The organism is Bradyrhizobium sp. USDA 4501, from assembly GCF_054062115.1.
On sequence record NZ_JBSSEX010000001.1, the window covers coordinates 83,791 to 102,430 of the forward strand.

Annotated in this window: 14 protein-coding genes and 2 pseudogenes; 2 read left to right on the forward strand and 14 right to left on the reverse strand. The window is 64.4% G+C overall.

The window, feature by feature from the left end; genetic code table 11:
- Positions 1 to 84 precede the first annotated feature (84 nt).
- Both ACVWZM_RS00370 and glsA read left to right on the forward strand, forming a co-directional pair.
- Entirely contained in the window at positions 85 to 2,148 is a 2,064-nt protein-coding gene (locus tag ACVWZM_RS00370) for a TRAP transporter permease (RefSeq protein WP_057019745.1), read from the forward strand.
- A gap of 22 nt (positions 2,149 to 2,170) precedes the next feature.
- Positions 2,171 to 4,030, forward strand: coding sequence for a glutaminase A (glsA, locus tag ACVWZM_RS00375; RefSeq protein WP_456851412.1), 1,860 nt, complete (start codon positions 2,171 to 2,173; stop codon positions 4,028 to 4,030).
- A gap of 50 nt (positions 4,031 to 4,080) precedes the next feature.
- Here the strand turns inward: glsA and ACVWZM_RS00380 are convergent, their stop codons facing one another.
- The 14 genes and pseudogenes from ACVWZM_RS00380 to ACVWZM_RS00445 all read right to left on the reverse strand — a co-directional run bounded on the left by ACVWZM_RS00380 (position 4,081) and on the right by ACVWZM_RS00445 (position 18,557).
- Positions 4,081 to 5,244: an IS4 family transposase gene (locus ACVWZM_RS00380; RefSeq protein WP_057015126.1), complete on the reverse strand. Its 1,164-nt coding sequence runs from the start codon at positions 5,242 to 5,244 to the stop codon at positions 4,081 to 4,083.
- Between the two features lie 264 nt (positions 5,245 to 5,508).
- Positions 5,509 to 6,036: a carboxymuconolactone decarboxylase family protein gene (locus ACVWZM_RS00385; RefSeq protein ID WP_168855695.1), complete on the reverse strand. Its 528-nt coding sequence runs from the start codon at positions 6,034 to 6,036 to the stop codon at positions 5,509 to 5,511.
- Between the two features lie 577 nt (positions 6,037 to 6,613).
- Positions 6,614 to 6,973 (reverse strand): Zn-ribbon domain-containing OB-fold protein, encoded by a 360-nt coding sequence (locus tag ACVWZM_RS00390; RefSeq protein ID WP_057019742.1) that lies wholly within the window; start codon positions 6,971 to 6,973, stop codon positions 6,614 to 6,616.
- A pseudogene (locus ACVWZM_RS00395) lies at positions 6,970 to 8,107 on the reverse strand (thiolase family protein). Before ACVWZM_RS00395 ends, ACVWZM_RS00390 begins: the two are co-directional and overlap by 4 nt.
- 125 nt (positions 8,108 to 8,232) lie before the next feature.
- The gene (locus ACVWZM_RS00400; RefSeq protein WP_456851414.1) at positions 8,233 to 9,399 is read right to left on the reverse strand and encodes an acyl-CoA dehydrogenase family protein; all 1,167 of its coding nucleotides are present in this window, start codon (positions 9,397 to 9,399) and stop codon (positions 8,233 to 8,235) included.
- Between the two features lie 11 nt (positions 9,400 to 9,410).
- Entirely contained in the window at positions 9,411 to 10,610 is a 1,200-nt protein-coding gene (locus ACVWZM_RS00405; RefSeq protein WP_456851416.1) for a CaiB/BaiF CoA transferase family protein, read from the reverse strand.
- A gap of 163 nt (positions 10,611 to 10,773) precedes the next feature.
- Positions 10,774 to 10,983: a hypothetical protein gene (locus tag ACVWZM_RS00410; protein ID WP_057019739.1), complete on the reverse strand. Its 210-nt coding sequence runs from the start codon at positions 10,981 to 10,983 to the stop codon at positions 10,774 to 10,776.
- A gap of 143 nt (positions 10,984 to 11,126) precedes the next feature.
- Positions 11,127 to 12,665: a class I adenylate-forming enzyme family protein gene (locus ACVWZM_RS00415; protein WP_456851418.1), complete on the reverse strand. Its 1,539-nt coding sequence runs from the start codon at positions 12,663 to 12,665 to the stop codon at positions 11,127 to 11,129.
- A gap of 1 nt (position 12,666) precedes the next feature.
- A complete protein-coding gene (locus ACVWZM_RS00420) occupies positions 12,667 to 13,836 on the reverse strand; it encodes an acetyl-CoA acetyltransferase (protein ID WP_456851420.1) in 1,170 nt (389 codons plus the stop codon).
- 45 nt (positions 13,837 to 13,881) lie between these two features.
- Positions 13,882 to 14,532 (reverse strand): bifunctional 4-hydroxy-2-oxoglutarate aldolase/2-dehydro-3-deoxy-phosphogluconate aldolase, encoded by a 651-nt coding sequence (gene eda, locus ACVWZM_RS00425; protein WP_229191241.1) that lies wholly within the window; start codon positions 14,530 to 14,532, stop codon positions 13,882 to 13,884.
- A pseudogene (locus ACVWZM_RS00430) lies at positions 14,529 to 15,486 on the reverse strand (sugar kinase). Before ACVWZM_RS00430 ends, eda begins: the two are co-directional and overlap by 4 nt.
- A gap of 156 nt (positions 15,487 to 15,642) precedes the next feature.
- On the reverse strand, positions 15,643 to 16,629 hold the full coding sequence (gene denD, locus ACVWZM_RS00435) for a D-erythronate dehydrogenase (RefSeq protein ID WP_028344631.1): 987 nt from the start codon (positions 16,627 to 16,629) through the stop codon (positions 15,643 to 15,645).
- A gap of 52 nt (positions 16,630 to 16,681) precedes the next feature.
- Positions 16,682 to 17,605: a carbohydrate ABC transporter permease gene (locus ACVWZM_RS00440; protein ID WP_057019735.1), complete on the reverse strand. Its 924-nt coding sequence runs from the start codon at positions 17,603 to 17,605 to the stop codon at positions 16,682 to 16,684.
- Positions 17,598 to 18,557, reverse strand: a complete 960-nt coding sequence (locus ACVWZM_RS00445) for a carbohydrate ABC transporter permease (protein WP_057019734.1) — start codon at positions 18,555 to 18,557, stop codon at positions 17,598 to 17,600. The genes ACVWZM_RS00440 and ACVWZM_RS00445 overlap by 8 nt, the downstream gene beginning before the upstream one ends.
- Positions 18,558 to 18,640 lie beyond the last annotated feature (83 nt).

Here is an 18,640-nt window from a genome sequence, read left to right on the forward strand (position 1 = left end):
ATGGTGCTTCCGGAAAACCGCTTCGCACTTTTCCGGATCATGCTCTAGGCTACGGGCAAAACGGACAACATTGGGGGATGCGTAATGCCCGAGAACGCCGCGGCTGCGCCTGCGAAAAGAATCGAGTTTGAAGATCCGCATGCTGGTCTCGACAATCTGCAGGAGGCCGAGGTCACGCGCGTGCGCACCCTGCGCGGGGTGTGGCGTTGGGCGCTGGTGGTCGCAACCGCCGCAACCATCCTGCTCTGCATCAACCAGCAGTTCTCGCTGCGCTTCTTCATCGACTACACCCAGCTCAACACCGAATATTTCTATCTCTTGATCGCGCTGATGCTGCCCTTCACGTTCCTGATCTTCCCCGGATCGGAGCGCGCGCCGCTGAACCGCATTCCCTGGTATGACCTCGCGCTTGCCGTCGCGACCTTCGCCGCCTCGATCTGGCTGATGCTGAACGTGCGCAAGGCGGCGCAATATGGCTGGGAGTCCGACGGCGCCCCGAGGAATGTCATCATCGCCGGCCTGGTGATGTGGGTGATGCTGATGGAGGCGCTGCGCCGGACCGGCGGCTGGAGCCTCCTGCTCAGCGTGCTGCCCTTCACCGTCTATCCACTGTTCGCCGAGGCCAGCTGGCTCGGCCCGTTCCGCGGCTCGCAGCTGACGCTCGACCAGACCACGGCCTATCACGTGCTGTCCGGCGAGAGCCTGCTCGGCATTCCGATCCAGGCCTTCGCCGACACCGTAATCGGCTTTTTGGTGTTCGGCACCGCGCTGATGATGACCGGCGCCGGAAAATTCTTCATCAACCTCGCCTTCGCGCTGTGCGGCACGTTCCGCGGCGGCGCCGCCAAGGTCTGCATCTTCGCCTCCGGCCTGCTCGGCATGATGTCGGGCTCGATCGTCTCCAACGTGCTGACCGCCGGCACGATGACGATCCCGGTCATGAAGAAGAGCGGCTTCCGCGCCTCCTATGCCGGCGCGATCGAGGCCTGCGCCTCCACCGGCGCCGTGCTGGCGCCGCCGGTGATGGGCGCCACCGCGTTCGTGATCGCGCAGTTCCTCAATATCAGCTACGCGGAGGTCGCGGTGGCCGCGATCATCCCTGCGGCGCTCTACTATGTCGGCCTGTTCATGCAGGTCGATTCCTACGCCGCGCGCCACGGGCTGAAGGGCATTCCGCGCGCCGAGCTGCCGCGCGTGATGGATACGATCAAGGACGGCTGGTACTACGTCTTCGTGATCGCGCTCCTGATCGTGATGCTGCTGTATTTCAAGCGCGAAAGCCACGCGCCGTTCTACGCCACCGCGCTGCTGCTGGTGCTGAACCAGATCTTCTCCAAGGAGAGCCGCTGGACGCTCGGGACGATCGCAAAATTCCTCGAGGTCAATGGCCGCACCTTCGTCGAGCTGGTCGGCATCCTCGCCGGTTGCGGTCTGCTGATCGGCGCGTTCTCGATGACCGGCGTGGTGTCGAGCCTCGCCAACGATCTGTTGACGCTTGCGGGCGACAACGCGTTCCTGCTGCTCGTGATGTGCGCCTTCACCAGCCTGATCCTCGGCCTCGGGCTGACCACCACCGCCTGCTACATCTTCCTCGCCATCCTGGTTGCGCCCGCGCTGGAGAAGCTCGGGCTGAACCGGATGGCGGTGCACATGTTCATCTTCTATTGGGGCATGCTGTCGTCGATCACGCCGCCGGTGGCGATCGCCTCCTTCGCCGCGGCCGGCATCGCCGGCTCGCCCGCGATGAAGACCGGATGGGAATCGATGTGGGTCGGCAGCATCATCTATTTCATCCCGTTCTTCTTCGTGCTGAACCCGGCGCTGGTGATGCAGGGACCGAGCCCCTATCTCGCCGGCCTCGGCCTGATGGCGCTCGCGGCCTGCGGCACGCTGTTCATCTGCGGCGGCATCCAGGGCTATCAGGCCTTCGTCGGCGACCTCCGCGGCGCCGGTGCCCTGGAATGGCCGCTCCGGGTGCTGCTGGTGATCGGCGGCTTCGTGCTCGCGACGCCCGGCGGCGGCATCAACCCGCTGTCGCAGCTGCAGGTGTCGCTGCTGGGGGTCGCGATCCTCGCCCCGACGGTGTTGATCGCCTTGATGCTGGTCCGCCGTCAGGCGCTGGTTCCGAACCAGTTGCGCGCGCCCTGATTGCGATGCACAACAGGAGGCGATGAAACGATCGCCTCCTCCCGTCACCGCCACCACCACGGCCTGGTCCAGCTCGAAGCCGCCGCTGCTGCGGTTTCTGCACACTTGTTACGCAGACTTCCTGCCGGAGGCCGCGGGCGCGGTTGCCGACTACATCCCCGAGCTCGGCAAGGCCGACCCTGCCCATTTCGGCATCAGCCTGGCGACGCTCGACGGCCACGTCTACGAGGTCGGCGACACCAGGGTGCCGTTCACCATCCAGTCGATGTCGAAGCCGTTCGTGTTCGCGCTGGCGCTGGACACGCTGGGCGCCGAACGAGTGGAAAGCGTGATCGGCGTCGAGCCGTCCGGCGACCCCTTCAACTCGATCCGGCTCAATGCCGAGAACCATCCGTTCAATGCGATGGTCAATGCCGGCGCGATCGCCTGCTCCGGCCTGCTCCACGCCGACAAGGGCGACGGCGCGTTCGACTACATCCGACAGGCGCTCGGCCGCTTCGCCGGACGTGAGCTCGATATCGACGAGGCGGTCTATGCCTCCGAGAGCGCCACCGGCGACCGCAACCGGGCGATCGGTTATCTGCTGCGCACCAACAGCGTGATCACCGAGAACGTGCCTGCGGTGCTCGACGTCTATTTCCGGCAATGCTCCATCCTGGTCACCGCACGCGACACCGCCGTGATGGCGGCGACGCTCGCCAATCGCGGCATCAACCCGCTGACAGAGGAGCAGGTGGTGACGCCCTACGCCATCGCGCGCACGCTATCGGTGATGACCTCGTCGGGCATGTACGACTATGCCGGCGAATGGATCTACCGCGTCGGCATTCCCGCCAAGAGCGGCGTCGGCGGCGGCATTCTGGCGGCACTGCCGGCGCGGCTCGGGCTCGGCAGCTATTCGCCAAAACTCGACAAGCACGGCAACAGCGTGCGCGGCATCAAGGTGTGCGAGACGCTGTCGGCGCATTACGACCTGCATATGCTCAACCGCAGCGACGACGCACGCCACAGCATCATCGCCGACTACAATATCGGCAAGAACCCGTCGCGGCGGGTACGCCGGCCGCAGGAGCAGGAGATCCTGGCAAGGCACTTCCAGGAAGTCCGCGTGATCGAGCTGGTCGGCACCCTGTCGCTCTCCAATGTCGACTATGTCTCGCGCCGCCTCGCCGGCAGCCCGCGGCCCGAATTCGTGATCTTCGATCTGCGCCGCGTCACCTCGACGACCCGCGCCGGCGCAAGGCTGGTGGCCGAAGCTTTCCAGGAGCTCGCCGAGCTCGGCGTCACCGTGATCCTGTCCGGCATCAAGCGGACCTCGCGCGAATGGGCCACGATCAGCGAGTGGACCAGGCGGCTCGGCAATATCAGGGATTTCTATCTGCTCGACACCGCGATCGAGTGGGCCGAGGACCAGATCGTCTACCGCTATGGCGGCTCGATCGACTTCCTCGAGACCACGGAGCTTTCCGAGCAGCCGCTGCTCACCGGATTGAGCGAAGCCGAGATCGCCGATCTCACCTCGCTTTGCACGGTCCGGACCTACCAGCAGAATGAAAAGGTCATCGCCGCGGGCAGTGAGGCCACCTCACTGTTCTTCCTGCGCAGCGGCGTGGTTCACGTCACCCTGCCGGACGGCATCCGGCTCGCGACGCTGACTGCCGGCATGGCGTTCGGCGAGATGGCGCTGCTGGAGCCGAAGCGGGTCGCGGACGTGGTCGCCGACATGTCGGCGACCACCTACGAAGTGACGATCGAGGATTTCGAGCGCTTCCGCGAGCGACATCCGCGCGCCGGCGAGCGGATCATGCGCAACCTCGTGCAGATCCTCGCCGATCGGCTGATCGTGGCGAACGCCAAGGTGGATCTGCTGACGTCGGGGTAGGTCTCTCTGTTCTCCCTCTCCCCGCCCTTCGCAGGGGTGTCCGGGGAAATTCAGGCATAGCGGAGCTCCATCTGGTCAGGTGAGATGGTTGATTTCCGACGGCTGGGGTTGATGGGCGGAGGTTTGTCGATGGCAGCGAGGGATCGACGCGTGAGCAGGAGCTGGCCGACGAGTTCGGCGAACCTGAGCGGGAGCATTTTGATGCAGTTGGTGTGAGCGGCGATGCGCAGCAGCAGGTAGGCAATCATCGCAGCGAGCACCTGAAGGCGGATCGCGTTGTCGTTGGCGCCGAGGAACTTGCGAATATCGAGATGCTGCTTGATCCAGCGGAACAGCAGCTCGATTTGCCATCGGCTCTTGTAGAGGGCGGCGATCTCGACGGCGCTACGGGCAAGGTCGTTGGTCAGGAGTGTGATCTTGCCGCCTTTCTCGCGTCTGATCTTGATGCGGCGGAGCGGGATTGGAAGGCGCGAATCGCCCTTGCTGGTGAGCTTCACCTCGTCATCGGCAAGGATTTCGAAGCCATCCCCGTTACGCTTGCGGATGGCGCGATGCCTGAGCGAGCGAAGACGGATGCTCGTCTTCGCCCGGGTAACGAAGAAAGCCTTGCTATCATTGATCTTCTGCCACCAGTCGAAACGGCAATATCCCTTGTCAAACACATAGGTGGTGGCGGGCTGGATTGGGGTCTGTCGGCCGATCTCGATGTCATTGACGTTCGCGGCCGTCATCTCGACGCAGGTCGGGACATCGCTCCTTGGGTCGTAGACGACATGCAGCTTCATGCCGCGGATGCGGCCGTTCCACGTCGCCCAACTGCAGACCTTGCCGAGCGGGATCGGACTGGCGTCGATCAGACGCACCATCTCCATGCCTTCACTCCGCAGCTGGCGACGCGCCATCGCCGACAGCGCCGCAAAGGTTTGCGCGAAAATGCCGATCGGACGGCGGGCATTGGCATCGGACAACGTCGAGCGCGACAGCTTGCCGGTTCCCAAGTGATAGTGATGCTGCGAATTGGCGTTGAAGCCAGTCACCACCCCGCGCAGACTGCTGTTGCCGCTAAGCTGGGCATAGATCAGCGCCACCAGATGATCCCAGCTCCTGAACGACTTGTCGTAGGCATCCCCGTCCAGACGATCCACAACCGTCTGAAACTGCCGTCGATTGATCGGTTCAAGCAGCCTTCCAAAAATGCTACCGCGATATCGCATGCTCGGCCCTCTGTGTCTCGACAACCAGAAAAGACCGATTTGCCTCGGTCCTGCCGAGCATGCACCGCGACACAGTGAATCATTCCCCGGACACCCCTGCGTTCTTAGGGGAGAGGGTTGGGGTGAGGGGCTGCATCCGCAAAATAACTTCGAGTTAGACTCGCGGAGATTCCCCCTCACCCGGACCGCATTCCGCTTCGCTGCATGCGCTCCGGCCTCTCCCCGCAGGCGGGGCGAGGCGAAGGACTCCGCGACGCGATCCGCTCAGCTCACTACTTCCGTCACCGGCTGCATGTCGATCTCGAAGGTCTCGAGAAATTTCGACGTCATGATGTAGAAGCCGACCGAGAGTTGCAGCTCGATCAGCGCGGCCGGCGTCAGCTTCGCCGCGATGGTCTTGAAGGTCGCGTCGGTCGGCTTCTTGAGCTTGACGATCTCGTCGGTGAAGGCGAGCGCAGCGCGCTGCACCTCGTTGAAGCAGGTCGCGGACCGCCAATCCTCGAGCGCGGCGTTCTGCTCGTCGGTGACGCCGACATTCTTGCCGATCCGCTTGTGCGCGACGATCTCGTAGGGCGCCTCGCAGAGAATGCCGGTGCGCGTGATCGCAAGCTCGCGGACGACGGGATCGAGCTCGCCCTTGTGGCGGATCGCGCCGCCGAGCCGGCAATACTGTTCAAAGTAGCTTGGCGAATGCGCCATCATGCGAAAGATATTGGCGTTGCGGTTCTTGTCGAGGATCTCGCGGGTCCGCGGGCTTGCCTTCGCGGGATCGGAGTAGTCGATACGGGCCATTTCCTAACCTTGATCTTGCTGTCGTTTCTATCGGGTTCCGAAACACTAGAGCCTTTTCCGTTCCGATGAAATCGGAACGGGGCTCTAGATCCTTGTTTTGACGCGTTTTCTTCACGCGAACCGGCATCCACTTCGCTCGAAAACGGTCTGTACGGGCTGCTGTCGCAGGAGCAACACGCGCGAGTCAAATTGCCGCCGCATTCCCAGACAACGCTGTCACAGTCGATATTCGCTGAGTGGGGACTCGTCAAAAGCGAATACTCGACGCGGGGTGTTCCGAGTAAAAAATCCGGCCGTCTTGCGCGCAATGTGCGCAACGATGAGTCACGCCCAAGTCTAGGGGAAACGCATGAAGGAAGCCACCAAGAGGGCGGCCTCGGAAGCGCTTGCGCAAATGCTGGCGGTGACGGCAATGCTCGTCATCGCCAGCGTGATCTTTTATTGGCACTGAGGCATGATCCCGAAAAGTGTGTAGCGGTTCTCGGAAGGATCATGCCCAAAATGATCCGCAAACTATGAGGGGCAAGAGCGAACCTGTTCAGCCTGGTCTTGCGTTCTGACTGGATCGTTCAGCCCCTCATTTCGCCTTTGCGAAATACGGAACCAGCCGTCCCGCGAATTGCGTGAAGCGCGCCGCGACCTTGTCGCCGATGGCAAGGTCGTTGTCGCCATGGGCCATCATGCGAAAGCCCTCGTCGGCATCGACAAGCACGATGTTGTAAGGCACATGCGCCCGCGTCTCCGGCGTCGCGGCGCGGCAGACCAGCGAGGTCGCATACACCGTCCCTGCCCCACTGGCGCGATGCTCGGCAAGATCGGGCGAACCGCATGCGGCGCAAAAGCTGCGGCGGAAATATTGCCGCGCGCCGCAGCCGTTGCAGGACTGGTAGACGATGGCTTCCGCGCCCTTGGTCCAGTCGGCGATCGGTCCGCTCATCGCACGCGCTCCAGGAACATGCTGACATGTGACGACAGCACCCCGCCGTCGCCGTGCAGCAGCGCCACCGAGGCGTCGCGCACCTGACGATTTTCGGCGCGGCCGGTCATCTGCAGATGGGTCTCGACCAGGTGCGCCATCGCGCCGCCGACGCCGCAATGGCCATAGCTGAGCAGGCCGCCATGGGTGTTGAGCGGCATCTCGCCATCCTGATTGAAATAGCCGGCGCGCACCCGCACCGCCCGCCTCACCGCGCCCGGCAAGGCCGAGATCCTCCAGCAGCATCGCGAGCGTGATCGTGAAGCTGTCATAGACCGCGGCGTAGCGCACGTCCGGGATCGCGACGCCCGCCGCCTGCTTCGCTTTCGCGATCGAAATCTCGGCGCCGAGTTCGCTCAGCGCAGGCGCTGCGGTGACGTGCTGATGGGTGTGTGCCTGGGCGCAGCCGCGGACGCGGACCTGCCGCTCGCCGGTCGGCTCGCGGCTGATCACACAGGCCGCACCGCCGTCCGACACCGGGCAGCAGTCGAGCAGCTTGAGCGGCATCGCCACGGGCTTGGAGGCCATCACGTCGGCAACCGTGATCGGCTCGTGGAATTGCGCGCCGGGATGCGTCAGCGCGTGCTTGCGCATCAGCACCGCGAACTCGGCGAGGTCTTCCTGCGTGAGGCCGTATTCATGCATGTAGCGCGTCGCGACCAGGCCGTAATAGGCCGGGATCGTCGGCCCCAGCGTCACCTCGTAGTCGGGATGCCCGACCTGGGCCAGCGCCTGGATCGAGGCGTCGCGGCTCTGCCCGGTCAGCCGGTTCTCGCCGCCGACCACCAGCACGTGTTTTGCAACACCGGCGTCGACTAGGTGATGCGCCAGCATGGTCATCGCAAGCCCGGTGGCGCCGCCGACCTGAACGGCGTGCGCATAAGACGGGCGAATGCCGAAGTGCTCGGCGAAGACCGTGGCCAGCATGATATGCGGCGAGACCGTGGAGTAGCCGCAGAGGATGCCGTCGATCTCGGAGCGCTTCAGCCCGGCATCCGAGATCGCAAGCTCGGCCGCCTTGCTCATCAGGTCGAGCGAGGACAGGCCCTCATGCTTGCCGTAGGACGTGAGGCCGACGCCGGTCACGAAGCTCATTTCAGCGCACCTATCTCAGAGCGTCATTCCGGGGCGATGCGAAGCATCGAACCCGGAATCTCGAGATTCCGGGTCTGGTCCTTCGGACCATCCCGGAATGACAACCTACAATGACTTGCGTCATCTCAATACGACTTCGGAAGGCCGAGCACCTTCTCGCCGATGAAGCTGAGGATCAGCTGCGGACTGATCGGCGCGATGCGCGGGATCAGCGATTCCCGCAAGTAGCGCTCGACGTGGTACTCCTTGGCGTAGCCGAAGCCGCCATGGGTCATCACCGCTTGCTCGCAGGCATGGAAGCCGGCTTCCGCCGCGAGATATTTTGCGGAGTTCGCCGCGGGGCCGCAGGGCAGGTTCTGGTCATACTGCCAGCCGGCGCGCAGCACCATCAGCCAGGCTGCCTCCAGTTCCATCCAGCACTTCGCCAGCGGATGCTGGATCGCCTGGTTCATGCCGATCGGCCGGTTGAACACGATGCGGCCCTTGGCATATTCCGACGCCCGCTTCAGCGCTATCTGGCCGAGGCCGACCGCTTCAGCCGCGATCAGGATGCGCTCGGGATTCATGCCGTGCAGGATGTATTCGAAGCCGCGGCCCTCCTCGCCGATACGGTCTTCGACCGGGATCTCGAAATTCTCGAAGAACAGCTCGTTGGAATCGACCGGCTTGCGGCCCATCTTCTCGATCTCGTGCACGGTGACGCGCTTGCGGTCGAAATCGGTGTAGAACAGGCTGAGGCCATGGGTCGGGCTGCGCACCTCCTCCAGCGGCGTGGTGCGCGCGAGCAGCAGGATCTTGTTGGCGACCTGGGCGGTCGAGATCCACACCTTCTGGCCGTTGACGATGTATTTGTCGCCCTGGCGCACCGCGCGGGTCTTGAGCTGCGTGGTGTTGAGGCCGGTGTTCGGCTCGGTCACCGCGAAGCAGGACTTGTCGCGGCCGTCGATGATCGGCGGCAGCATGCGCTGGCACTGCTCCTTGGTGCCGAACACCACCACCGGATTGAGCCCGAACACGTTCATATGCACCGCGGACGCGCCGGACATGCCGGCACCGGATTTGGAGATCGTGCGCATCATGATCGCGGCATCGGTGATGCCGAGCCCGGAGCCGCCATATTCCTCGGGGATGCAGATGCCGAGCCAGCCGGCATCGGCCAGCGCGCGGTGGAAGTCGGCCGGATAGCCGCCCTCCTTGTCCTTCTTCAGCCAGTAGGCTTCGTCAAAGCGCGAGCAGATCTTGGCGACGGCATCGCGGATCGATTCCTGGTTGGCGGAGAGTGCGAAATCCATCTGTCGTGCTCCTATGCCTGCACCGCTTTGGCCGCGCCGTCGCGCACCATCGCCGCGATCTCCTCGGTGGAGAAGCCTGCCTCCCGCAAAATCTCCGCGCTCTGCTCGCCGAGCCGTGGCGCCAGCCGGCTCGGCTCGACCTTGGTCTCCGACCACCGCGCCGACGGCGTCATGCTGCGGATCCGCCCCTCGGTCGGATGATCGACCACGGGGAAGACGCCGGTCGCGACCATATGCGGGTCCTCCAGCAGGCTCTCGAGATCGTGCATCGGCATTACCGGCACGTCGGCCTTTTCGAGGATCCCGTTCCACTCGGCGGTCGTCTTGGTCTGCAGGATGCGCGCGAGCTCGGCGTAGACGACATCGATATTGGTGGCGCGGCCGGCGAAGGTCGCGAATTTCGGATCGCTGCGCAGATCGTCGCGGCCGGTCGCCTTGAAGAAGTTCTCCCACTGCTTGTCGTTGTAGACGATCACGCAGATATAGCCGTCGAGCGTCTTGTACGGCCGCCGGTCCGGCGACAGATGGCGCGCATAGCCGCCCTTGTCGAGCGGCGGATCGTAGGTCAGGCCGCCCATGTGATCGCCCATGACGAAGCCGGCCATGGTCTCGAACATCGGAATATCGACGCGTTGGCCCCGCCCGGTGCGATCGCGATGCACAAGGCTCGCACAGATCGCGCCGACCGCGGTGAGGCCGACGATGCGATCCACCAGCGCGTTCGGCACATAGCGCGGCACGCCGTCCGAGGTTTGCGCCATCAGCGCCGGCAGCGCGGTCGCGCCCTGGATCAGATCGTCATAGGCGGGCTTGGCGGCATAAGGTCCCTCCTGGCCGAAGCCGAACACGCCGGCATAGATCAGCCGCGAGTTGACCTTGGAAACGACGTCATAGCCGAGCTGCAGCCGCGCCATCGCCTGCGGGCGCACATTGTAGACCAGCACGTCGGCCTTCGCGATCAGCCGCAGCACCGCCTCGCGCCCCGCCGGCTTCTTCAGATCGAGGCAGACCGAGCGCTTGCTGCGGTTGGTGTTGAGGAACACCGGCCCCATGCCGGGATGCCGCGTTGGGCCAATCTGCCGCGTCACGTCGCCGTCGGGCGATTCCACCTTGATGACGTCGGCGCCGTAATCGCCAAGCATCTGCGTGGCGTAGGGTCCCATCAGCACGGTCGTCATGTCGACGACCTTGATACCCTGCAGTGGTCCCATCGTCCTGTTCGCTCCCGGATGTCGTGGTTATAGAGCTAGTAACGGGAGCTATTCCAAGAGATCAAGCTGCGCCGGGCGTATGGGCGTATGCATGGCTGCGGCCGGGCCGCTTCCGTGCGGCGGAACGCAGGCTGGGCAAAACGAAGCGGATTCACCGCCGCCCTTATGCCGGCGACTGCCCCGTCATCACCTCGCGCGCCTTCAGGAGCTTTTCCAGTTCCGCATTCTGCTGCTCGAGCCGCTCGGCGATGCGCTCCTCGACTTCGGCGCCGGCTGCGCCTGCGGCCTGCTCGATCAGCTGCCTGATATTGTCCCGGAGGATCGCGATGCGATCGTTCACTTCCGACAGCGACAGAGACGTCTCGATTCCCATGGTCCGTTCTCCCGGTGACAAGCACAGGCAGCTTAGCGCGGCGGGAGGCGGCGGCCTATCCCTTAACCACCTTAGTGACCCCAATCCCTACTGTGCATGGGGTTGTTTTCGATGTTTTCGATTCAACCCAGCCTCGCCGCGCTTTAGCCCATGCCTTTCGCCAGCATCTCCCGCAGCGCGGTCTTCAGCACCTTGCCATAATTGTTCTTCGGCAGTGCACCGAGATAGACATAGCGCTTGGGCCGCTTGAAGCGGGCGATCGAGGCGAGGCAATGCGCGTCGAGCTTGCCGTCGTCGGCGGTAGCACCGTCCGTCAGCACGACGCAGGCGACGACGATCTCGCCCCATTCCGGATCCGGCACACCGACGGCCGAGACCTCGCTGACATCGGGATGGGTCAGCAGGGCTTCCTCGACTTCTCGCGGATAGATGTTGGTGCCGCCGGAGATGATCACGTCCTTGGAGCGGTCCGACAGCGTGAGGAAGCCGTCGCCGTCGAGCCGGCCGACATCGCCGGTGCGCAGCCAGCCGTCCTTCAACGTCTCGGCATTGGCCTCGGGATTGTTCCAGTAGCCGAGCATCACGGTCGCGCCCTTGACCTCGATCTCGCCGGTCTCCCCGGCAGGCAGCGACTTGCCGTCCTTGTCGGTGATGCGCACGGTGACGACGCTCTGCGCCAGTCCGACCGAAGCCAGCCGTTCGAGATAGCGCGGGTGATCGCTCCGGGCGTGCCAGCCGCGCGACAGCGCCGTGATGGTCATCGGCGACTCGCCCTGGCCATAGATCTGCACGAAGCGCTGGCCCATCGTCGCCATCGCATCGGTGATGTCGGCCGTGTACATCGGACCGCCGCCATAGATGATGGTGCGCAGCCCCTCGCCGTTCTCGCCGCGCTTCTTCGCGGCATCGACCAGGCGGCGCACCATCGTGGGGGCTGCGAACATCACGACATTGTCGAGCTGGCGGCCGAGGTTGAGCACCACGTCAGGATCGAAGCCGCCGGACTCCGGCACGACGTGGCGGCCGCCCATCCGGACATGCGGGAAATTGTAGAGGCCGGCGCCATGCGAGATCGGCGCGGCATAGAGCGAGGCGTCGTGCGGCGTCGCCGGATCGACGTCGGCGAGATAGCACAGCGACATTGCGACCAGATTGCCGTGGCTGAGCATCACGCCCTTGGGACGGCCGGTGGTGCCCGATGTGTAGAACAGCCAGGCAAGATCGTTGCTCTCGCGCGGCAGCGGCGCGGGTCGGCCCTCGCCGCTTCGCATCGACTTGTAAGCGTCGCTGTCGACCGACAGCGTGGTCATGCCGGCGGGGCAGTCGTCCTTCGCCTCGTTCAACGCACCGATCGTATCGTCGGAGACGAAGGCGAGCTTGGCACCGCCATTGCCGCAGATCCATGCCGCCTCGCGGCCGTGCAGCTTGGCGTTGATCGGAATCGCGGCGGCGCCGATCCACCAGATGCCGTAGAGGCATTCGAGATATTGCGTGCAGTTCGACGCAAACAGCGCGATGCGGTCGCCGGCGGCAATGCCGTGATCGCGCGCCAGCGCCGCCCCGATCGAGGCGGCGCGGCGGGCAAAGGTGGCGTAGTCTGCGTCGAGATCGAAACCGGTCAGCAGCGCCGGCGCGTCGGGACGCGCCCGTGCCGTCGCCGCCAGCCATTCGGCAATGTTCAAGCTACTTCGCCGGCTCGAGGATCGAGACGTAGTTGGCGACCGCGGCGCCGCCCATGTTGAAGATGCCGCCGATCTGCGGGTTCTTAAGCTGCATGCCCTCGGGCGCCTGCCCCGTGAGCTGCATCGCGCTCATCACATGCATGGAGACGCCGGTGGCGCCGATCGGGTGGCCCTTGGCCTTGAGGCCGCCGGACGGATTGACCGGCAGCTTGCCGTCCTTCTGGGTCCAGCCTTCCATGATCGCGCGCGCCCCCTGTCCCTTCGGCGTCAGGCCCATCGCTTCGTATTCGATCAGCTCGGCGACGGTGAAGCAGTCATGGGTCTCGACGAAGGACAGGTCGGAGAGCTGCAGGCCGGCCTTCTGCAGCGCGCGCTGCCAGGCGGTGGTGCAGCCTTCGAACTGCAGGATGTCACGCTTGGACATCGGCAGGAAATCCTGCGCATGCGCGGTGGCACGGATGTTCACCGCCTTGCCCATGGTCTTGGCGGTCTCGGCATCGGTCAGCACCAGCGCGGCGGCGCCGTCCGAGACCAGCGAGCAGTCGGTACGCTTCAAGGGACCGGCGACGAACGGGTTCTTGTCGCTCTCGGCGCGGCAGAACTCGAAGCCGAAATCCTTGCGCATCTGCGCATAGGGATTGGCGACGCCGTTCTTGTGGTTCTTGGCGGCGATCATCGCCAGCGCATCCGACTGGTCGCCGTGTTTCTGGAAATAGGCCTGCGCGATCTTGCCGAACACGCCGGCAAAGCCGCCGACCGTGTCGCCGTCCTCGGGCAGATACGACGCCTTGAGCAGGTTCTTGCCGATCTCCGGGCCCGGCGTCTTCGTCATCTGCTCGACGCCGACCACCAGCACGATCTTCGCGGCGCCGGCTTCGATGGCGCGAATGCCCTGATGCACGGCGGCCGATCCGGTGGCGCAGGCATTCTCGACCCGGGTGGTCGGCTTGAAGCGCAGCGCCGGATTGGCCTGCAGTACCAGCGAGGCCGTAAAATCCTGCGGCGAGAAGCCGGCGTTGAAATGACCGAGCATGATCTCGTCGACATCGGACGCGGCGATGCCGGCGTCAGCCAGCGCCTCGTTGGCGACCTTGACCACGAGACCCTCGACGGTCTCCGCGTCGAACTTTCCGAATGGCGTGTGCGCCCAACCCACGATGCTGGCGGTCATGGCTGTATCTCCCTGTTCCTGTTCGGAGAGTTATGTAGCGTATCTTCAGGCGGCTTTCAGCGTTTTCATCGCCGTCGCGCACATGGCGGTTATGCCGGCCCAATTGCCGGCGCGGATATCGGCCGCCGGGCACAGCCAGGAACCGCCGACTGCCAGCACATTCGGCTCGGCGAGCCAGGTCGTCGCATTGGCCTCACTGACCCCGCCGGTCGGGCACACCCTGACCTGCGGAAATGGCCCGGCCAGAGCCCGCAGTGCCTTGATACCGCCCGCCTGCTCGGCCGGGAAGAATTTGACGACGTCGAAGCCGTGGGCCAGCGCCTGCATCAACTCGGAGGCGGTCGCGATCCCCGGCGCGAAGGGCAGCCGGCTGGAGGCTGCCGCCGCCAACAGCTCGGGCGTCGCACCCGGGCTGATGCCGAATTTGGCGCCCAGTGCCTCGGCGCGCATCAGGTCGTCACCATTGAGGATCGTGCCGATCCCGACGATCGCCTCCGGCACACCGGCGATGATGGCCCTGGCCGCGTCGACCGCGACCGCCGTCCGCAGCGTCACCTCGAGCGTCCGCACGCCGCCGGCGACCAGCGCCTTTGCAAGCGGCACCGCGTCCTCGAGCCGCTCGATGGTCAGCACCGGGATCACGGTGGCCTGGCGGATCAGCTCGGCGATCCGGTCCTGCTTCGATGTCGTTGTCATTGCGAGGCCTTACGGGATGGTGGGAGACGAAGCGCCTTTTTCGGCGGCATGGCGTAGCGCGGAATGATCGCGCCGGGATAGCACACCACGACACCGGCCAGCCGATGGCCGGCGCGCGCCGCCTCCTCTGGCTCGGCGCCGCCGAGCCGCGCGGCGAGATAGGCGGCGGCAAAGCTGTCGCCCGGCCGCGGTGGTATCGACCACTGGCTTGGTAAGCTGCTCCGCCTTCACCTCGCGCGTTCCGCCGGCCGAGCGCACGATGCAGGCCGGCTCGGCGAGCTTCAGCACCACCTCGGGGCTCGAGATGCCGGCCAGCAGCGCCGTGTTGCTCTCGCCGGGATAAAGCGGCGCCAGATCCTCGGTCGAGGCAAGCACGATATCGGCCGTCTCGAACGCGCTGCTGAAGACCTTCCGCGCGACGTTCAGGTCCGGCCAGCCGCGGGCGCGGAAATTGGTGTCGAACGCAAACCGCGTCCCCAACAGCCGCGCACGCTTCAGCGCCGCCAGCAATCGCTCCTGCCCGTCCTCGCGCAGGATCGAGAGCGTGATCGCCGAGAGATAGACGACGTCATAGGTCGCGAGTGAGTTCAGGATGTCTTCCGTTTCGGGCAGATCCATCAGGTCGCGGGCGGCGGCGCTGTCACGCCAGTGGAAGAAGCGCCGCTCGCCCTTGTCGTCGGTCTGGATCAGATAGAGGCCGGGCAGCTTGCCCGCCGATCGCGCGACATGCTTGGTGCCGATGCCCTCGCTCGCCCAGCCCGCGATCATCTCATCGCTCAGCGCATCATCGCCGAGCGCCGTGAAGTAATCGACGTGGATGCCGAGCCGGGACAGATAGACCGCGGTGTTGAGCGTGTCGCCGCCATAGGAGCGCGAATACAGCCCGCCGAGCTGCCCGCCAGGGGCCTGGCGCAGCTCGATCATGCATTCGCCGATGCTGGCAACTCTGGTCATCTCGAGCGCCGCGCTAAAGCGCGATGAAGCCTGGTTGAATCATCATCGCGCCTTAGCCCCTTGTCTGAGCATGATCTTCGCGCAAACGCGTTCCGCGTTTGTCGCGAGGGAAACCGCTTCGCACTTTTCCGGATCATGCTTTAGCCCGGACGTTGCTCAGGCGGCGAACTTGCCGCCGAGTTCGTCCTCGATATGGATCCGGATGATGTCGTCGAACGTCTTCTCGGCCGTGGTGAAGCCGAGCTTCAGCGCGCGGTCGGTAGCGAAATCGCGCGGCCAGCCCGAGACGATGCTGATGATGGTCGGATCGGGCACCCGCTTGATGCGCGCGGTGACGTTCTTGCCGGCGACGCGCTCCAGCGACGCGATCTGCTCGCCGACGGTGACGGACATCCCCGGCATGCTGAGATTGCGCCGCGGCCCCATCGCGTTGAGATCCATCGTGCCGGCGTGAACCAGAAAGCCGACCGCCGATTTCGGCGAGGCGTGCCAGTGCCGGACGTCCTCGGAGACCGGCAGCACCGCCTCCTCGCCCGCCAGCGGCTCGCGGATGATATTGGAGAAGAAGCCGGACGCCGCCTTGTTCGGCTTGCCCGGACGCACGCAGATTGTCGGCAGGCGGATCGAGATCCCGTCGAGCAGGCCCTTGCGGGTGTAGTCGTTGATCAGGAGCTCGCAGATCGACTTCTGCGTACCGTAGCTCGTCAGCGGCGTATGGAAGAATTCGTCGCCGATCTTCTCGGGGAACGGCGCGCCGAACACCGCGATCGAGGACGTGAACACCAGCCGCGGCTTGTAGCCGCCGCCGACGGCACGGATGGCGTCGATCAGATAGCGGGTGCCGTCGAGGTTGATCCGGTAGCCCTTGTCGAATTCGGCCTCGGCCTCGCCCGAGACGATCGCGGCAAGATGGAAGATCACCTCGGGACGCTCGGCGATCAAGGGCGCCGCGGCGCCGGCATCGGCGAAATCGGATGCGACCACATTGACCGGGATCGAGGCATTCGCGGGCTTGGCCGGCGCGACCACGTCCTGCAGCGTCATCCGGGTGATCTCTTGCTTGCCGAGGCGGCCCTCGCGCAAGAGACGCTCGGTCAGCTTGCGGCCGACCATGCCGGCGGCGCCCAGAATCAGAATGTGCACGACCCTGCTCCTTTTCTTGTCTTGTTCGAATTCAGCTGCGGGCCTTGCGCGCTCATTCCTTCACGGCACCCGTCATCGCCGAGACATAATGCTCAACGAAGAACGCGTAAAGAATAACCAGCGGCAGCGAGCCGCATAGCGCCCCTGCCATCAGGGACCCCCAGCGATAGATGTCACCGTCAACGAATTCGTTGACGATGGCGACCGGGACGGTCTTGTTCGGGGTCGATTGCAGGAACGTCAGCGCATAGATGAATTCGTTCCAGCACAGCGTGAAGCAGAAGATGAAGGCCGAGATCAGGCCGGGGACGGCGAGCGGCAGCACGATCTTGATCAGGATTTGCCAGCGGCTGGCGCCGTCGATCAGCGCGCATTCCTCGAGCTCGAACGGGATGGTCTTGAAATATCCCATCAACAGCCAGGTCGAGAACGGAATCAGGATCGTCGGATAGGTCAGGATCAGCGCCAGGGGCGAGTCGAACAGGCCGTACTGAAACACGACGGTCGCGAGCGGAATGAACAGGATCGACGGCGGCACCAGATAGGCCAGGAAGATCAGGCCGCCGACGACGTTGGCGCCCTTGTAGCGCAGCCGCACGATCGCATAGGCCGCGAGCACGCTCGCGATGATCGACAGCACGGTGGCGCCCACCGCCACATACATCGTGTTCCAGAGCCAATGCGGATAGTAGCTCTCGAACAGCAGCTTGTGGACGTGCTTGAAGGTCGGATTCCAGGTCCAGAACGGATTGTACTTGTCGAGATCGAGCAGTTGCTCGTCCGGCTTGATCGCCGTCAGCCCCATCCAATAGAACGGGAACAGCAGGATGATCACGATGATCGACAGCGGGATGTAGAGCGTCACGATCCGCCGCGGCACCGACTGCAGGTAGCTCATGCCCTCGCTGTTGTCGACGCGCGACGGCGTCGACAGGATGCTCTTGAGGTCGACCTTGGAGGCGGGAAGATCAGTCATTGCTCTCTCCCTGCTGCCACTTCCTGCGTTGCAGGCCGAACCATGACACCATGATCGCGGCGAGCAGGAACGGGATCATCGCGCTCGAGATCGCAGCGCCCTCGCCCAGCTGCCCCGCGATGATCGCGCGCTGATACGACAGCGTCGCCATCAAATGAGTGGCGTTGACCGGGCCGCCGCGCGTCATCGCCCAGATCAGCTGGAAGTCGGTGAAGGTGAACAGCACCGAGAACGTCATCACGACGGCGATGATCGGCGTCAGCAAGGGATAGGTGATGTAGCGGAACATCTGCCAGCGCGAGGCGCCATCCAACGTCGCCGCCTCATACAGCGACGGCTGCACGGTCTGCAGGCCCGCCAGCAGCGTGATCGCCACGAACGGTACGCCGCGCCAGATATTGGCGAAGATCACGCAGATCCGGGCCCAGGTGGTGTCGCCGAGGAAATTGATGTTCTGGGTGATCAGGCCGAGATGCTTGAGCGACCAGGAGATGATCGAGAACTGGGAATCGAAGATCCACCAGAACGCCAGCGCCGACAGCACGGTCGGCACGATGAAGGGGATCAGCACCGCGGCCCGCAACAGCGCCTTGAACGGCATGCGCTCGTTGAGCAGCAGCGCCAGATAGAGTCCGACCGCGAACTTCACGGCGCTCGCGATGAAGGTGTAGAGCAGCGTGTTGAAGACCGACAGCCAGAAGATGGCATCGTCCCACAACCATTCATAGTTCTCAGTGCCGATGAAATGACCGACGCGGCCGATGCGGGTGTCGGTGAAGGACAGCCAGATGCCGAGCCCGAGCGGATAGGCCAGGAAGAAGATCAGGAACGCCATCGCCGGCAACATGAACCAGAAGCCGAGCCAGTTCTTGTTGTGGCGGAGCTGATCCCAGGTGGTCGCTTCGCGGATTTCGGTTTTCGCACGTCGCGGCGCAAGGGCGATGTCAGCCATAGGCGATGTCCCGATTGCTCAACGGATTGAGCATGACTACGCAATATTCCAATGATGGCATTCCAATGATGACGCGGGCGGCG

Excerpts from the sequence above, each read along its gene's own strand:
- ACVWZM_RS00370 (WP_057019745.1), top strand. The coding sequence starts at position 85 with ATGCCCGAGAACGCCGCGGCTGCGCCTGCGAAAAGAATCGAGTTTGAA.
- glsA (WP_456851412.1), top strand. The coding sequence starts at position 2,171 with ATGAAACGATCGCCTCCTCCCGTCACCGCCACCACCACGGCCTGGTCC.
- ACVWZM_RS00380 (WP_057015126.1), bottom strand. The coding sequence starts at position 5,244 with ATGCGATATCGCGGTAGCATTTTTGGAAGGCTGCTTGAACCGATCAAT.
- ACVWZM_RS00385 (WP_168855695.1), bottom strand. The coding sequence starts at position 6,036 with ATGGCCCGTATCGACTACTCCGATCCCGCGAAGGCAAGCCCGCGGACC.
- ACVWZM_RS00390 (WP_057019742.1), bottom strand. The coding sequence starts at position 6,973 with ATGAGCGGACCGATCGCCGACTGGACCAAGGGCGCGGAAGCCATCGTC.
- ACVWZM_RS00400 (WP_456851414.1), bottom strand. The coding sequence starts at position 9,399 with ATGGATTTCGCACTCTCCGCCAACCAGGAATCGATCCGCGATGCCGTC.
- ACVWZM_RS00405 (WP_456851416.1), bottom strand. The coding sequence starts at position 10,610 with ATGGGACCACTGCAGGGTATCAAGGTCGTCGACATGACGACCGTGCTG.
- ACVWZM_RS00410 (WP_057019739.1), bottom strand. The coding sequence starts at position 10,983 with ATGGGAATCGAGACGTCTCTGTCGCTGTCGGAAGTGAACGATCGCATC.
- ACVWZM_RS00420 (WP_456851420.1), bottom strand. The coding sequence starts at position 13,836 with ATGACCGCCAGCATCGTGGGTTGGGCGCACACGCCATTCGGAAAGTTC.
- eda (WP_229191241.1), bottom strand. The coding sequence starts at position 14,532 with ATGACAACGACATCGAAGCAGGACCGGATCGCCGAGCTGATCCGCCAG.
- ACVWZM_RS00440 (WP_057019735.1), bottom strand. The coding sequence starts at position 17,605 with ATGACTGATCTTCCCGCCTCCAAGGTCGACCTCAAGAGCATCCTGTCG.
- ACVWZM_RS00445 (WP_057019734.1), bottom strand. The coding sequence starts at position 18,557 with ATGGCTGACATCGCCCTTGCGCCGCGACGTGCGAAAACCGAAATCCGC.